This is a genomic window from Streptomyces sp. HUAS CB01 (genome assembly GCF_030406905.1).
GTDB lineage: Bacteria > Actinomycetota > Actinomycetes > Streptomycetales > Streptomycetaceae > Streptomyces > Streptomyces chengbuensis.
Genome location: NZ_CP129137.1, coordinates 1,248,997 through 1,262,948, shown reverse-complemented (window position 1 = coordinate 1,262,948; position 13,952 = coordinate 1,248,997). Strand labels below are relative to the sequence as shown.

The window sequence follows — 13,952 nt, the reverse complement described above, 5'->3', positions numbered from 1 at the left end:
TACGGGACACCTCCCGGCGGTGGCCGGGGGACGGCGAGGACAGGGGTGGGCGTGTGCGTGTGCTGGGGGTGGACCCGGGGCTGACGCGATGCGGCATCGGCGTCGTCGAGGGCGTCGCGGGCCGTCCGCTGACCATGCTCGGCGTCGGGGTCGTCCGCACCGCCGCTGACGCGGAGATCGGCGACCGGCTCGTCGCCGTCGAGCGCGGCATCGAGGAGTGGCTGGACGCGCACCGGCCCGAACTGGTCGCCGTGGAGCGGGTGTTCAGCCAGCACAATGTCCGGACGGTGATGGGCACGGCCCAGGCCAGTGCCGTCGCCATGCTGTGCGCGGCCAGGCGCGGACTGCCCGTGGCCCTGCACACCCCGAGCGAGGTCAAAGCGGCCGTCACCGGAAGCGGCCGTGCCGACAAGGCGCAGGTGGGCGCGATGGTGACCCGGCTGCTGCGGCTGGACGCCCCGCCGAAGCCGGCCGACGCCGCCGACGCCCTGGCCCTCGCCATCTGCCACATCTGGCGCGCGCCCGCGCAGAACCGTCTGCAGCGGGCGGTCGCCGCCCATCACGCGACGAAAGGCCGTACCGCATGATCGCCTTTGTGAGCGGCCCGGTCGCCGCCCTCGCCCCGACCACCGCCGTGATCGAGGTCGGCGGCGTCGGGATGGCCGTCCAGTGCACGCCCGACACGCTCTCGGAGCTGAGAGTGGGTCAGGAGGCCCGGCTCGCCACGTCGTTGGTGGTCCGCGAGGACTCGCTGACGCTGTACGGCTTCGCCGACGACGACGAGCGGCAGGTCTTCGAGCTGCTCCAGACCGCGAGCGGCGTCGGCCCTCGGCTGGCACAGGCCATGCTCGCGGTCCACCGGCCGGACGCGCTGCGGCGCGCCGTGGCCACGGGCGACGAGAAGGCGCTCACCGCCGTCCCCGGCATCGGGAAGAAGGGCGCACAGAAGCTGCTGCTGGAGCTGAAGGACCGCCTCGGCGAGCCCCTCGGGTCGCCGGGCCGTGCCGTCGGCGCTCCCGTCACCCAGTCCTGGCGGGACCAGCTGCACGCCGCGCTGATCGGACTCGGCTACGCCACCCGCGAGGCCGACGAGGCGGTCACCGCCGTGACCCCGCAGGCGGAGGCGGCGACCGGCGAGCCCCAGATCGGCCTGCTGCTCAAGTCCGCCCTCCAGACGCTGAACCGCACCCGCTGACCCCGAACCGCACCCGCCCACCCACGCGAGGCAATCCACTGTGAACTGGGACGACACCGCACCGCCGACCGACGACGCCGCCGCCGACGGCAGGCTCGTCGGGGCCTCCGCCGACGGCGAGGACCAGGCCGTGGAGGCGGCCCTGCGGCCGAAGTCGCTGGACGAGTTCGTCGGCCAGGAGCGTGTACGCGAACAACTCGACCTCGTCCTGAAGGCGGCGCTCGCCCGCGGTGCCACCGCCGACCACGTCCTGCTCTCCGGGGCGCCCGGACTCGGCAAGACCACGCTCTCCATGATCATCGCGGCGGAGATGGGCGCCCCGATCAGGATCACCAGCGGCCCGGCCATCCAGCACGCGGGGGACCTCGCCGCCATCCTGTCCTCCCTCCAGGAGGGCGAGGTGCTGTTCCTCGACGAGATCCACCGGATGTCCCGGCCCGCCGAGGAGATGCTGTACATGGCGATGGAGGACTTCCGCGTCGACGTGATCGTCGGCAAGGGCCCCGGCGCCACCGCCATCCCGCTGGAGCTGCCTCCGTTCACCCTGGTCGGCGCCACCACGCGGGCCGGCCTGCTGCCCCCGCCGCTGAGGGACCGTTTCGGCTTCACCGCGCACATGGAGTTCTACGCCCCCGCCGAGCTGGAGCGCGTCATCCACCGCTCGGCCCAGCTGCTCGACGTGTCCATCGACGGCGACGGGGCGGCGGAGATCGCGGGACGGTCCCGGGGCACGCCCCGCATCGCCAACCGGCTGCTGCGCCGCGTCCGCGACTACGCCCAGGTCAAGGCGGACGGCCGGATCACCCGTGAGATCGCCGCGGTGGCCCTCGGGGTCTACGAGGTGGACGGCCGCGGCCTCGACCGGCTCGACCGCGCGGTGCTCCAGGCGCTTCTCAAGCTGTTCGCCGGCGGCCCGGTCGGCCTGTCCACCCTGGCCGTGGCCGTGGGGGAGGAGCGGGAGACCGTCGAGGAGGTCGCCGAGCCCTTCCTGGTCCGGGAGGGACTGCTGGCCCGTACCCCGCGGGGCCGGGTGGCGACGCCCGCGGCATGGGCGCATCTCGGACTGGTCCCGCCGCAGCAGGGTCTTGGCGCAAGCGGACAACAGGGTCTGTTCGGGACGTGACGGCGCGGAGGGTCGCCCGGGTGGGAACCGGGGTGCGATGCTGGGCGTTGTTCCATCGATGCGGACTCGCTTAGACTCCGCCGATGCCGCCCGTGATGGTCGGCGTACCCACCCCCGTAGACCAGGCCGCTCCTCACCGCGGTCGTGCGAAGGAATTCCGTCCCGTGGATATCGTGACCCTCCTCCCGTTCATCGTGCTCATCGGGGCCATGTTCCTGATGACCCGCTCCGCCAAGAAGAAGCAGCAGGCGGCGGTGAACATGCGGAACCAGATGCAGCCCGGCACCGGCGTCCGGACCATCGGCGGCCTGTACGCCACGGTCAAGGAGGTCAACGACGACACGGTCCTCCTCGAAGCCGCGCCCGGTGTCCACCTCGTGTTCGCCAAGAACGCCATCGGGGCCGTGCTGGAGGACGCCGAGTACAACCGGATCGTGCACGGTGACGGGGACGCCGACCTGAAGAGCGACACGCCGATCGTGCCGGACGACGCCTCCTCGCTGACCGACGCGGGTGACGGCGACGCCGCCAAGGATGCCAAGATCGACCTCGGCAAGAAGGACGAGGCGGACGACGCCGAGTCGGCGCCCGAGGCCAAGGACGCCAAGGGCGACGACAAGAGCGGCGGCGACACCGACGCGAAGTAGCCGCGACCGGGGACCGCGGCGCGCCCACCGGCGCACGCGGTCCCCGGTGCGTGCCCACTTCTTCCGCGGGGGCAGGTCCCCACAACACATCGTGGCCGACCCGTCGCATACCCGGCGCGGGGCGGTTGGACAGGGAGAAACGACAAGGTGGCAGCACCGAAGAAGGGCCGAAAGGCTCCGGGGGGTCAGGGGAAGCCGGGGCGCACCCTCGCGCTGATGCTGATCGTCATGGCCGGTCTCGTCGGCGGGATGTTCTGGTCCGGGGAGACCACGCCGCGACTCGGTATCGACCTCGCGGGCGGCACGACGATCACGCTCAAGGCCGAGGCGGAGCCCGGCAAGGAGAGCGCGGTCAACGAGACCAACATGGCCACGGCGGTCGGCATCATCGAGCGTCGTGTCAACGGTCTGGGTGTCTCCGAGGCCGAGGTCCAGACCCAGGGCAAAGAGAACATCATCGTCAACATCCCCAAGGGGACGGACTCGGAGCAGGCCCAGAAGCAGGTGGGCACGACGGCCCAGCTGTTCTTCCGCCCCGTGCTCAACGTGGTGCCCGCCGGCCCGGCGAATCCCGAGCCCACCGGAAGCCCGAGCGCCTCGCCGTCCGGCAAGCCCGGTGACAAGGCCACCGACGGCAAGGACAAGGCCACCGCGCCGAGCAGCAGCCCGACCGCGCAGGGCCGTGCCGTCACCGACGCGCTGAAGGCGCCCTCGCCGACGCCGAGCGGTGCCGCCTCGGACCAGCCGAAGGCCCCTGAGAGCCCGAACCCCGCGCCCACGCCCAGCGGCGCCGCCGGGGACCCGGAGCTGGAGAAGCAGTTCGCCGCCCTGAACTGCCTCGACCCGAAGGCCCGCGCCAACGCCGGCCAGGCCGCCAAGCCCGAGCAGGCCACCGTCGCCTGCGGCAAGAACAGCGTCGGCGGCTGGGAGAAGTACCTGCTCGGCCCGGCCGAGGTCGACGGCAAGGACGTCGACGACGCCAAGGGCGTGCTGGACCCGCAGCGCGGCATCTGGATCGTGCAGATGGACTTCACGGGCGCCGGCTCCAAGAAGTTCGCGAAGATCACCGGCAAGCTCTCGCAGCAGCCGTCGCCGATGAACCAGTTCGCGATCGTGCTGGACGGCGAGGTCGTCTCCGCTCCGCAGGTCAACCAGACCCTCAGCGCCAGCGCCGAGATCTCCGGCAGCTTCGACCAGCAGTCGGCCCAGGACCTGGGCAACATCCTGTCCTACGGTGCGCTGCCGCTGAGCTTCGACCAGCAGAGCGTCACCACCGTCACCGCCGCGCTCGGTGGCGAGCAGCTCAAGGCCGGTCTGATCGCGGGCGCCATCGGTCTCGCGCTCGTCGTGGTCTACCTGGTGGTCTACTACCGCGGTCTGTCGCTCGTGGCCCTGCTCAGCCTGCTGGCCTCGGCGATCCTGACCTACGCCCTGATGTCCCTGCTCGGCCCGGCCATCGGCTTCGCGCTGAACCTGCCGGCCGTCTGCGGCGCCATCGTCGCCATCGGTATCACCGCCGACTCGTTCATCGTGTACTTCGAGCGCATCCGGGACGAGATCCGCGAGGGCCGCACGTTGCGCCCCGCCGTGGAGCGTGCCTGGCCGCGCGCCCGGCGCACGATCCTGGTCTCCGACTTCGTGTCGTTCCTCGCCGCCGCGGTGCTCTTCATCGTGACCGTCGGCAAGGTCCAGGGCTTCGCGTTCACGCTCGGCCTGACCACCCTGCTCGACGTCGTCGTGGTGTTCTTCTTCACCAAGCCGCTGATGACGCTCCTCGCCCGCACGAAGTTCTTCGCGAGCGGACACCCCTGGTCCGGACTGGACCCGAAGCGTCTCGGCGCCAAGCCGCCGCTGCGCCGCTCGCGCCGTGTCTCCGCCCCCGTCGACCCGAAGGAGGCGTGAGATGTCGCGTCTCGGCACCCTTGGCGCCAGGCTCTACCGCGGTGAGGTCGGCTACGACTTCGTCGGCAAGCGGAAGATCTGGTACGGAATCTCGATCCTGATCACCATCACGGCCATCGTCGGTCTGGCGGTGCGGGGTCTGAACATGGGCATCGAGTTCAAGGGCGGTGCCGTCTTCACCACCCCGAAGACGAGCGTCTCCGTCACCCAGGCCCAGGAGTTCGCGCAGGAGGCCTCCGGCCACCCGGCGATCGTCCAGAAGCTCGGCAACGACACCCTGCGCATCCAGGTCAGCGAGCTGGACACCGAAGAGGCCAACCAGGTCGGCAAGCAGCTCTCCGAGGACCTGAAGATCCCGGCGGGGCAGATCAACGCAGAGCTGGTCGGTCCGAGCTGGGGCGAGCAGATCGCCAACAAGGCGTGGACCGGCCTCGGCGTGTTCATGATCCTCGTGGTGATCTACCTGGCCATCGCCTTCGAGTGGCGCATGGCGCTCGCCGCCCTCGTGGCGCTGATCCACGACATCACGATCACGGTGGGCATCTACGCGCTCGTCGGGTTCGAGGTGACGCCGGGCACGGTGATCGGTCTGCTGACGATCCTCGGTTACTCGCTGTACGACACGGTGGTGGTCTTCGACAGCCTCAAGGAAGGCACGAAGGACATCACCAAGCAGACCCGCTGGACGTACAGCGAGATCGCCAACCGGTCGATCAACAGCACCCTCGTCCGTTCCATCAACACCACCGTCGTGGCGCTGCTGCCGGTCGCCGGTCTGCTCTTCATCGGCGGTGGCTTCCTCGGCGCGGGCATGCTCAACGACATCTCGCTGTCGCTGTTCGTGGGTCTTGCCGCCGGTGCCTACTCGTCGATCTTCATCGCCACCCCGCTGGTCGCCGACCTCAAGGAGCGCGAGCCGGCCATGAAGGCGCTGAAGAAGCGGGTCCTGGCCAAGCGTGCGGCCGCCGCGGCCAAGGGCGAGTCCGGCGACGACGGCGACGCGGAGTCCCACGGCGAGCCCCAGGACGCCCTGCCGGGCGGAGCGGCGCCGGCCGGAGCCGTCGTCGGCCAGCGCGGCCGCGGCCGCCCCTCGGGCCGGCGCCGATGACCGCGGACATGCGGGAGCTCCTGCTCAGCCGGATCCGGGACGTCTCCGACTACCCGAAGCCGGGCGTGATGTTCAAGGACATCACGCCGCTGCTGGCGGACCCCGCGGCCTTCACGGCCCTCACCGACGCCCTCGCCGACGTGTGCGCCCGCCACGGCGCGACGAAGGTCGTCGGCCTGGAGGCCCGGGGCTTCATCCTCGCGGCCCCGGTCGCGGTCCGGGCGGGCCTCGGCTTCATCCCCGTGCGCAAGGCGGGCAAGCTCCCCGGAGCGACGCTGTCGCAGGCGTACGAGCTGGAGTACGGCACGGCCGAGATCGAGATCCACGCGGAGGACCTCGGCGGCGACGACCGGGTCATGGTGATCGACGACGTCCTCGCCACCGGTGGCACGGCCGAGGCCTCGCTGGAGCTGATCCGCCGGGCCGGCGCCGAGGTCGCGGGCGTCGCGATCCTCATGGAGCTGGGCTTCCTCGGCGGGCGGGCCCGTCTGGAGCCCGCGCTGCAGGGCGCACCGCTGGAGGCGCTGCTCACGGTCTGACCTGCGCAGCACCGCCGTTCAGGCACGCGGAACGGGCACCCGGGGAACACCGGGTGCCCGTTCCGCGTTGTCCACAGTCCCCGTCCCGGGGCGAGGCGAACGCCAGGGGTCGATACCATGGCCTTTCCGGGCCTGACCGGGGGACCCGGATCCGCACGAGGAGCGCTCTTGCCAGACGAGGCCCGTCCCGCCACCGCGCAGCCCGACCAGCAGGCCGAGAAGGCTGTGGCGGCCCCTGCCACGCCCGAGAAGAAGCCCGCGGAGCGCGCCGCGGCAGCTCCGGGGAGTGCGAGCGGTCCGGCCTCCGTTCCCGTGACGGCTCCCAAGCCCGCGCCGCCCGCCCCGGCTCCCGCGCGCTCCGGCGGCTCCTCCAACCGGGTGCGCGCCCGGTTGGCCCGGCTCGGGGTCCAGCGCTCCAGCCCGTACAACCCGGTGCTCGAGCCGCTGCTGCGGATCGTCCGCAGCAACGACCCGAAGATCGAGACCGCCACGCTGCGCCAGATCGAGCGCGCCTACCAGGTCGCCGAGCGGTGGCACCGCGGCCAGAAGCGCAAGAGCGGCGATCCGTACATCACGCATCCGCTCGCCGTCACGACCATCCTCGCCGAGCTCGGCATGGACCCGGCCACGCTCATGGCCGGGCTGCTGCACGACACGGTCGAGGACACCGAGTACGGGCTGGACACCCTGCGCCGTGACTTCGGCGACCAGGTGGCCCTCCTCGTGGACGGCGTCACCAAGCTGGACAAGGTCAAGTTCGGCGAGGCCGCCCAGGCCGAGACCGTGCGCAAGATGGTCGTCGCCATGGCCAAGGACCCGCGCGTCCTGGTCATCAAGCTCGCCGACCGCCTGCACAACATGCGCACGATGCGCTACCTCAAGCGGGAGAAGCAGGAGAAGAAGGCCCGCGAGACGCTGGAGATCTACGCCCCGCTGGCCCATCGGCTGGGCATGAACACCATCAAGTGGGAGCTCGAGGACCTCGCCTTCGCGATCCTCTACCCGAAGATGTACGACGAGATCGTCCGTCTCGTCGCCGAGCGTGCCCCCAAGCGCGACGAGTACCTGGCGATAGTGACGGACGAGGTGCAGTCCGATCTGCGCGCCGCCCGTATCAAGGCCACCGTCACCGGCCGCCCCAAGCACTACTACAGCGTCTACCAGAAGATGATCGTCCGCGGCCGGGACTTCGCGGAGATCTACGACCTGGTCGGCATCCGCGTCCTCGTCGACACCGTCCGCGACTGCTACGCGGCGCTCGGCACCGTCCACGCCCGCTGGAACCCCGTTCCGGGGCGGTTCAAGGACTACATCGCGATGCCGAAGTTCAACATGTACCAGTCGCTGCACACGACGGTCATCGGGCCCAACGGCAAGCCGGTCGAACTCCAGATCCGTACGTTCGACATGCACCGCCGGGCCGAGTACGGCATCGCCGCGCACTGGAAGTACAAGCAGGAGGCCGTCGCCGGCGCGTCCAAGATCCGCACCGACGTCCCCAAGGGCTCGGGCAAGGACAAGGACGCCATCAACGACATGGCGTGGCTGCGGCAGCTGCTCGACTGGCAGAAGGAGACCGAGGACCCGGGCGAGTTCCTGGAGTCGCTGCGCTTCGACCTCTCCCGCAACGAGGTCTTCGTCTTCACGCCGAAGGGCGACGTCATAGCGCTCCCCGCGGGCGCCACCCCCGTCGACTTCGCGTACGCCGTGCACACCGAGGTCGGCCACCGCACGATAGGCGCGCGCGTCAACGGCCGGCTGGTCCCCCTCGAGTCGACGCTGGACAACGGCGACCTGGTCGAGGTCTTCACGTCCAAGGCGACCGGGGCGGGTCCCTCGCGCGACTGGCTGGGCTTCGTCAAGTCGCCCCGGGCCAGGAACAAGATCCGCGCATGGTTCTCGAAGGAGCGCCGTGACGAGGCGATCGAGCAGGGCAAGGACGCCATCGTGCGGGCGATGCGCAAGCAGAACCTGCCGATCCAGCGCATCCTCACCGGCGACTCCCTGGTCACGCTCGCGCACGAGATGCGCTACCCCGACATCTCGTCGCTGTACGCGGCGATCGGCGAGGGGCATGTCGCCGCCCAGGGCGTCGTCCAGAAGCTGGTGCAGGCGCTCGGCGGGGAGGAGGCGGCCAGCGAGGACATCGCCGAGTCGACTCCGCCGTCCCGGAGCCGCGGCCGCAAGCGCCGTGCCAACGCCGACCCGGGCGTGGTCGTCAAGGGCGTCGACGACGTCTGGGTGAAGCTCGCCCGCTGCTGTACGCCCGTGCCCGGAGACCCGATCATCGGGTTCGTCACCCGCGGCAGCGGCGTCTCCGTGCACCGGGCGGACTGCGTCAACGTGGACTCGCTGTCGCAACAACCCGAACGCATGCTCGATGTCGAGTGGGCGCCGACGCAGTCGTCGGTCTTCCTCGTCGCCATCCAGGTCGAGGCGCTGGACCGCTCCCGGCTGCTGTCGGACGTCACGCGCGTCCTGTCCGACCAGCACGTCAACATCCTGTCCGCGGCCGTCCAGACCTCCCGTGACCGCGTCGCCACCTCGCGCTTCACGTTCGAGATGGGCGACCCGAAGCACCTGGGCCACGTCCTGAAGGCGGTCCGGGGCGTCGAGGGCGTCTACGACGTCTACCGAGTGACGTCGGCACGGCGCCCGTAGCGGCCCGAGGGCTTCGGCCCGGCGGTACGGCGACACCGTCCGGCCGGCCGCCCTCCGCCTCCCGGCGGCGACCCGAAGCACCTGGGCCACGTCCTGAAGGCGGTCCGGGGCGTCGAGGGCGTCTACGACGTCTACCGAGTGACGTCGGCACGGCGCCCGTAGCGGCCCGAGGGCTTCGGCCCGGCGGTACGGCGACACCGTCCGGCCGGCCGCCCTCCGCCTCCCGGCGCGGAGGAGGGCGGAGTGACGCGGCTCCACGGACGGGGAAGGGCCCGGCAGCAGCTGCTGCCGGGCCCTTCCCCGTCACCATGTCCGCGGTGTCAGCCGCCGAACTCCTCCAGGCCCTTCAGCGCCTGGTCCAGCAGCGCCTGACGTCCCTCGAGCTCACGCGACAGCTTGTCGGCCTTCGCGTTGTTGCCGGCCGCACGGGCCGCGTCGATCTGCGTGCGCAGCTTGTCGACCGCGGCCTGCAGCTGACCCGTCAGTCCCTCGGCACGCGCCCGCGCCTCCGGGTTGGTGCGGCGCCACTCGGCCTCCTCGGCCTCCTGGATGGCCCGCTCCACCGCGTGCATCCGGCCCTCGACCTTCGGGCGGGCGTCACGCGGGACGTGGCCGATGGCCTCCCAGCGTTCGTTGATGGAGCGGAAGGCGCCACGCGCGGCCTTCAGATCCGTCACCGGCACCAGCTTCTCGGCCTCGACCGCCAGCTCCTCCTTGAGCTTCAGGTTCTCGGTCTGCTCGGCGTCCCGCTCCGCGAACACCCCGCTGCGGGCGGCGAAGAAGATGTCCTGGGCGCCGCGGAAGCGGTTCCACAGGTCCTCCTCGTGCTCGCGCTGCGCGCGGCCCGCGGCCTTCCACTCCGCCATGAGCTCCCGGTAGCGCGCGGCCGTGGGACCCCAGTCGGTCGAACCGGACAGCGACTCGGCCTCGGCGACCAGCCGCTCCTTCGTCTGCCGGGCCACCTCCCGCTGCGCGTCCAGCGCCGCGAAGTGCGCCTTGCGGCGCTTGGAGAACGCCGACCGCGCGTGGGAGAAGCGGTGCCACAGCTCGTCGTCCGACTTCCGGTCGAGCCGCGGCAGGCCCTTCCAGGTGTCCACCAGAGCCCGCAGCCGCTCGCCGGCCGCCCGCCACTGCTCGCTCTGCGCCAGCTCCTCGGCCTCGACGACCAGCGCCTCCTTGGCGTGCCTGGCCTCGTCGGTCTGCTTCGCCTTCTGGGCCTTGCGCTCCTCGCGACGCGCCTCGACCGACGTCACGAGCGCGTCCAGCCGCTTGCCCAGCGCCTCGAGGTCGCCGACCGCGTGGTGCTCGTCGATCTGCCCGCGAATGTGATCGATCGCGGTCATCGCGTCTTTCGCCGACAGATCGGTGGTCTTCACCCGCTTCTCGAGGAGGCCGATCTCGACCACCAAGCCCTCGTACTTGCGCTCGAAGTAGGCCAGGGCCTCCTCGGGAGAGCCGGCCTGCCACGATCCGACGACCTTCTCACCGTCGGAAGTCCGCACGTACACGGTGCCCGTCTCGTCGACGCGGCCCCACGGGTCGCTGCTCACAGCGCCTCCTCCACATGATGCCCCTGAGGGGCTCGGGCCCCCGGGCATCGTCCACAGTTTCCTGGACGGGCATCGCCCGCCTCCCGCAACACGGACCCAGCCCGCGCTGCACAACGCCAATCTAGGCGACCGGCCGCCCGGCTGTCCGCACTCGGCGCCGCCGAATTCGCCGGGTCACCCCTTGCTGACCGCCGCCTTCTTCACCGTGACGGTCTTCGCGGGGGCACCGTCCTTGGCCCCGCCCACGACGCCGCCCGCCCCGACGGCCTTGACCACGGACAGACCGGCCTCGTCGATCTTGCCGAACGGCGTGTACGACGGCGGCAGTTCGCTGTCCTTGTAGACCAGGAAGAACTGGCTGCCGCCGCTGTTCGGCTGGCCCGTGTTCGCCATGGCCACCGTGCCCGCCGGGTACGTGACCTTGCCGTCCGCGGCCGGCTTGCCGAGGGCCGTCAGGTTCTCGTCCGGGATCGTGTAGCCCGGGCCGCCCGTGCCGTCGCCCTTCGGGTCCCCGCACTGGAGCACGAAGATGCCCTCCGTCGTCAGCCGGTGGCACGTGGTGCCGTCGAAGAAGCCCTTGTCCGCGAGGTGCTTGAACGAGTTCACCGTGCGCGGCGTCTTCGCGGCGTCCATCGTGAACGCGACGGCGCCCTGGCTGGTGTCCAGCGACATCGTGTAGGTGCCCTTGGCGTCGATGGCCATCTTCGGCTCGGGCGCGGAGCTCTCGCTCTCCGTGGGCGTCGGGGCGGCCTGCTGCGACGTGTCGTCCCCCGAGTCGCCGTTCGCGAGACCCACCGAGAGGTACGCGGCACCGCCGGCCGCCACCACGACGGCGAGTCCGGCCGCGATGACCGCGTTGCGGCGCTTGGCCTTCCTGCGGGCCTCCTCGCGGCGCCGCTGCTGCCGCTCGTACTTCTCCCTGGCGAGCTGCCGCCGCCGCTGATCGCTGGTGACCACCGGGTCTTCTCCTTGGTGATGATGTGATCCGTGGGGCACGGGTGTGCCCGTACCGTATACGGGTTGGCTGTGAAATGAGCAGCGCCGGTAGGCTCTGACCTGTTGCAATCCGTGAAGCAATATCCCCGTCGGACGACACACTGAGGACGATCGTGCTTATTGCCGGGTTCCCCGCAGGGGCCTGGGGGACCAACTGCTACCTGGTCGCCCCGGCCGCAGGCGAGGAGTGCGTGATCATCGACCCGGGCCACCAGGCCGCCGAGGGAGTCGAGGAGACGCTCAGGAAGCATCGGCTCAAGCCCGTCGCCGTGGTGCTCACCCACGGCCACATCGACCACGTCGCCTCGGTCGTCCCGGTGTGCGGAGCCCATGACGTACCGGCGTGGATCCACCCCGCCGACCGGTACATGATGAGCGACCCGGAGAAGGCCCTCGGCCGCTCCATCGGCATGCCGCTCATGGGCGAGCTGACCGTGGGGGAGCCCGACGACGTCCACGAGCTGACGGACGGTGCCGCGCTGAAGCTGGCGGGTCTGGAGATGACCGTGCGGCACGCGCCCGGCCATACCAAGGGGTCGGTGACCTTCGGACTGCCCGAGGCCGCGGACATCCCGCCGGTCTTCTTCTCGGGCGACCTGCTCTTCGCCGGCTCCATCGGACGCACCGACCTGCCCGGCGGTGACATGGCCGAGATGCTCGACTCGCTGGCCCGCGTGTGCCTGCCGCTCGACGACTCGACCGTGGTGCTGTCCGGCCACGGCCCCCAGACGACCATCGGCCGCGAGCGCGCCACCAACCCGTATCTGCGGGAGGTGGCCGCCGGCCAGGGAGACGGCGGCACCGCCGCTCCCCGACGAGGAATGTGACGAGACCTTCCGTGACCACCTTCCAGGCCCCCAAGGGCACGTACGACCTGATCCCGCCGGACTCCGCGAAGTACCTGGCGGTGCGCGAGGCGATCGCCGCGCCGCTGCGGAACTCGGGCTACGGCTACATCGAGACGCCCGGCTTCGAGAACGTGGAGCTGTTCGCGCGCGGGGTCGGTGAGTCCACCGACATCGTGACCAAGGAGATGTACGCCTTCGAGACCAAGGGCGGCGACAAGCTGGCCCTGCGGCCCGAAGGCACCGCGTCCGTGCTGCGCGCGGCGCTGGAGGCCAACCTCCACAAGTCCGGCAACCTGCCGGTGAAGCTCTGGTACTCGGGTTCGTACTACCGCTACGAGCGCCCCCAGAAGGGCCGTTACCGGCACTTCTCCCAGGTCGGCGCCGAGGCGATCGGCGCCGAGGACCCGGCGCTCGACGCCGAGCTCATCATCCTCGCCGACCAGGCGTACCGCTCGCTGGGCCTGAGCGACTTCCGGATCCTGCTGAACTCGCTCGGCGACAAGGAGTGCCGTCCGGTCTACCGGGACGCGCTCCAGGGCTTCCTGCGCGGGCTGGACCTGGACGAGGACACCCGCCGCCGCGTCGACATCAACCCGCTGCGGGTGCTGGACGACAAGCGCGACGCGGTCCAGAGGCAGCTCGTGGGAGCGCCCATGCTGCGCGACTACCTGTGCGACGCGTGCAAGGCGTACCACGAGGAGGTCCGCGAGCTGCTGACGGCGGCCGGCGTGGCCTACGAGGACGACGAGAAGCTGGTGCGCGGGCTGGACTACTACACGCGCACCACGTTCGAGTTCGTCCACGACGGACTCGGCTCGCAGTCCGCGGTGGGCGGCGGAGGCCGCTACGACGGGCTGTCCGAGATGATCGGCGGCCCGGCGCTGCCGTCGGTGGGCTGGGCGCTCGGCGTGGACCGCACGGTCCTCGCGCTGGAGGCCGAGGGCATCGAGCTCGAACTGCCCGCGTCCACCAGTGTGTTCGCGGTGCCGCTGGGCGAGGAGGCGCGCCGCGTGCTCTTCGGCGTCGTCACCGGGCTGCGCAGGGCGGGGGTCGCCGCCGACTTCTCCTACGGCGGCAAGGGCCTCAAGGGGGCCATGAAGAACGCCAACCGCAGCGGGGCCCGCTACGCGATCGTCGCCGGCGAGCGGGACCTCGCGGACGGAGTGGTCCAGCTCAAGGACATGGAGACCGGCGAGCAGGCGCCGATCGCCCTCGACGCGGTGGTCGAGGAGATCCGGGCGAAGCTCGTCTGACCGGGACGTGCGTCCGAAGGCCCGGCCCGTGGGGGCCGGGCCTTCGCGTTCCCGTCCTCGCGGCGGGGCGGGGCGGGAGTCCTTATGTCCATCGAACGGTGGACAGGGGCGTGAGTGCGGCAGAATGACC

At 71.1% G+C, this 13,952-nt stretch carries 12 protein-coding genes; 10 read left to right on the top strand and 2 right to left on the bottom strand.

Going from position 1 to position 13,952, the window contains the following annotated elements:
* The first annotated feature begins 53 nt into the window (after positions 1-53).
* From ruvC to QRN89_RS05605, 8 genes are all read left to right on the top strand, one after another.
* Positions 54-587: a crossover junction endodeoxyribonuclease RuvC gene (gene ruvC / locus QRN89_RS05640; RefSeq protein WP_290348251.1), complete on the top strand. Its 534-nt coding sequence runs from the start codon at positions 54-56 to the stop codon at positions 585-587.
* Complete coding sequence (gene ruvA, locus QRN89_RS05635) at positions 584-1,195, top strand: Holliday junction branch migration protein RuvA (RefSeq protein ID WP_290348250.1); 612 nt, start codon at positions 584-586, stop codon at positions 1,193-1,195. The genes ruvC and ruvA overlap by 4 nt, the downstream gene beginning before the upstream one ends.
* Positions 1,196-1,235: 40 nt before the next feature.
* Positions 1,236-2,318 carry a Holliday junction branch migration DNA helicase RuvB gene (gene ruvB / locus QRN89_RS05630; RefSeq protein ID WP_290348249.1) on the top strand — a complete coding sequence of 361 codons (1,083 nt, stop codon included), beginning with the start codon at positions 1,236-1,238 and terminating at the stop codon, positions 2,316-2,318.
* Positions 2,319-2,482: 164 nt separating this feature from the next.
* The gene (gene yajC, locus QRN89_RS05625; protein ID WP_290348248.1) at positions 2,483-2,965 is read left to right on the top strand and encodes a preprotein translocase subunit YajC; all 483 of its coding nucleotides are present in this window, start codon (positions 2,483-2,485) and stop codon (positions 2,963-2,965) included.
* Between the two features lie 147 nt (positions 2,966-3,112).
* Positions 3,113-4,867 (top strand): protein translocase subunit SecD, encoded by a 1,755-nt coding sequence (gene secD, locus QRN89_RS05620; protein ID WP_290348247.1) that lies wholly within the window; start codon positions 3,113-3,115, stop codon positions 4,865-4,867.
* A 1-nt stretch (position 4,868) separates the two neighbouring features.
* Positions 4,869-5,975 carry a protein translocase subunit SecF gene (gene secF / locus QRN89_RS05615; protein ID WP_290348246.1) on the top strand — a complete coding sequence of 369 codons (1,107 nt, stop codon included), beginning with the start codon at positions 4,869-4,871 and terminating at the stop codon, positions 5,973-5,975.
* Positions 5,972-6,514 carry an adenine phosphoribosyltransferase gene (locus QRN89_RS05610; RefSeq protein ID WP_290348245.1) on the top strand — a complete coding sequence of 181 codons (543 nt, stop codon included), beginning with the start codon at positions 5,972-5,974 and terminating at the stop codon, positions 6,512-6,514. The genes secF and QRN89_RS05610 overlap by 4 nt, the downstream gene beginning before the upstream one ends.
* A 168-nt stretch (positions 6,515-6,682) precedes the next feature.
* Complete coding sequence (locus tag QRN89_RS05605) at positions 6,683-9,175, top strand: RelA/SpoT family protein (protein WP_290348244.1); 2,493 nt, start codon at positions 6,683-6,685, stop codon at positions 9,173-9,175.
* Between the two features lie 320 nt (positions 9,176-9,495).
* On the opposite strand, the gene QRN89_RS05600 is transcribed toward QRN89_RS05605, so the two are convergent.
* On the bottom strand, positions 9,496-10,725 hold the full coding sequence (locus tag QRN89_RS05600; RefSeq protein WP_290348243.1) for a DUF349 domain-containing protein: 1,230 nt from the start codon (positions 10,723-10,725) through the stop codon (positions 9,496-9,498).
* 174 nt (positions 10,726-10,899) lie between these two features.
* On the bottom strand, positions 10,900-11,682 hold the full coding sequence (locus QRN89_RS05595) for a peptidylprolyl isomerase (protein WP_290348242.1): 783 nt from the start codon (positions 11,680-11,682) through the stop codon (positions 10,900-10,902).
* Positions 11,683-11,834: 152 nt separating this feature from the next.
* Here QRN89_RS05595 and QRN89_RS05590 point away from each other — a divergent pair, with 152 nt between their 5' ends.
* Positions 11,835-12,548 carry an MBL fold metallo-hydrolase gene (locus tag QRN89_RS05590; RefSeq protein ID WP_290348241.1) on the top strand — a complete coding sequence of 238 codons (714 nt, stop codon included), beginning with the start codon at positions 11,835-11,837 and terminating at the stop codon, positions 12,546-12,548.
* A gap of 11 nt (positions 12,549-12,559) precedes the next feature.
* The gene (hisS, locus tag QRN89_RS05585) at positions 12,560-13,822 is read left to right on the top strand and encodes a histidine--tRNA ligase (protein ID WP_290348240.1); all 1,263 of its coding nucleotides are present in this window, start codon (positions 12,560-12,562) and stop codon (positions 13,820-13,822) included.
* Positions 13,823-13,952 lie beyond the last annotated feature (130 nt).

What these genes read in the sequence shown, in the direction of transcription:
- ruvA (WP_290348250.1), top strand. Translation starts at nt 584, where the DNA reads ATGATCGCCTTTGTGAGCGGCCCGGTCGCCGCCCTCGCCCCGACCACC.
- secF (WP_290348246.1), top strand. Translation starts at nt 4,869, where the DNA reads ATGTCGCGTCTCGGCACCCTTGGCGCCAGGCTCTACCGCGGTGAGGTC.
- QRN89_RS05610 (WP_290348245.1), top strand. Translation starts at nt 5,972, where the DNA reads ATGACCGCGGACATGCGGGAGCTCCTGCTCAGCCGGATCCGGGACGTC.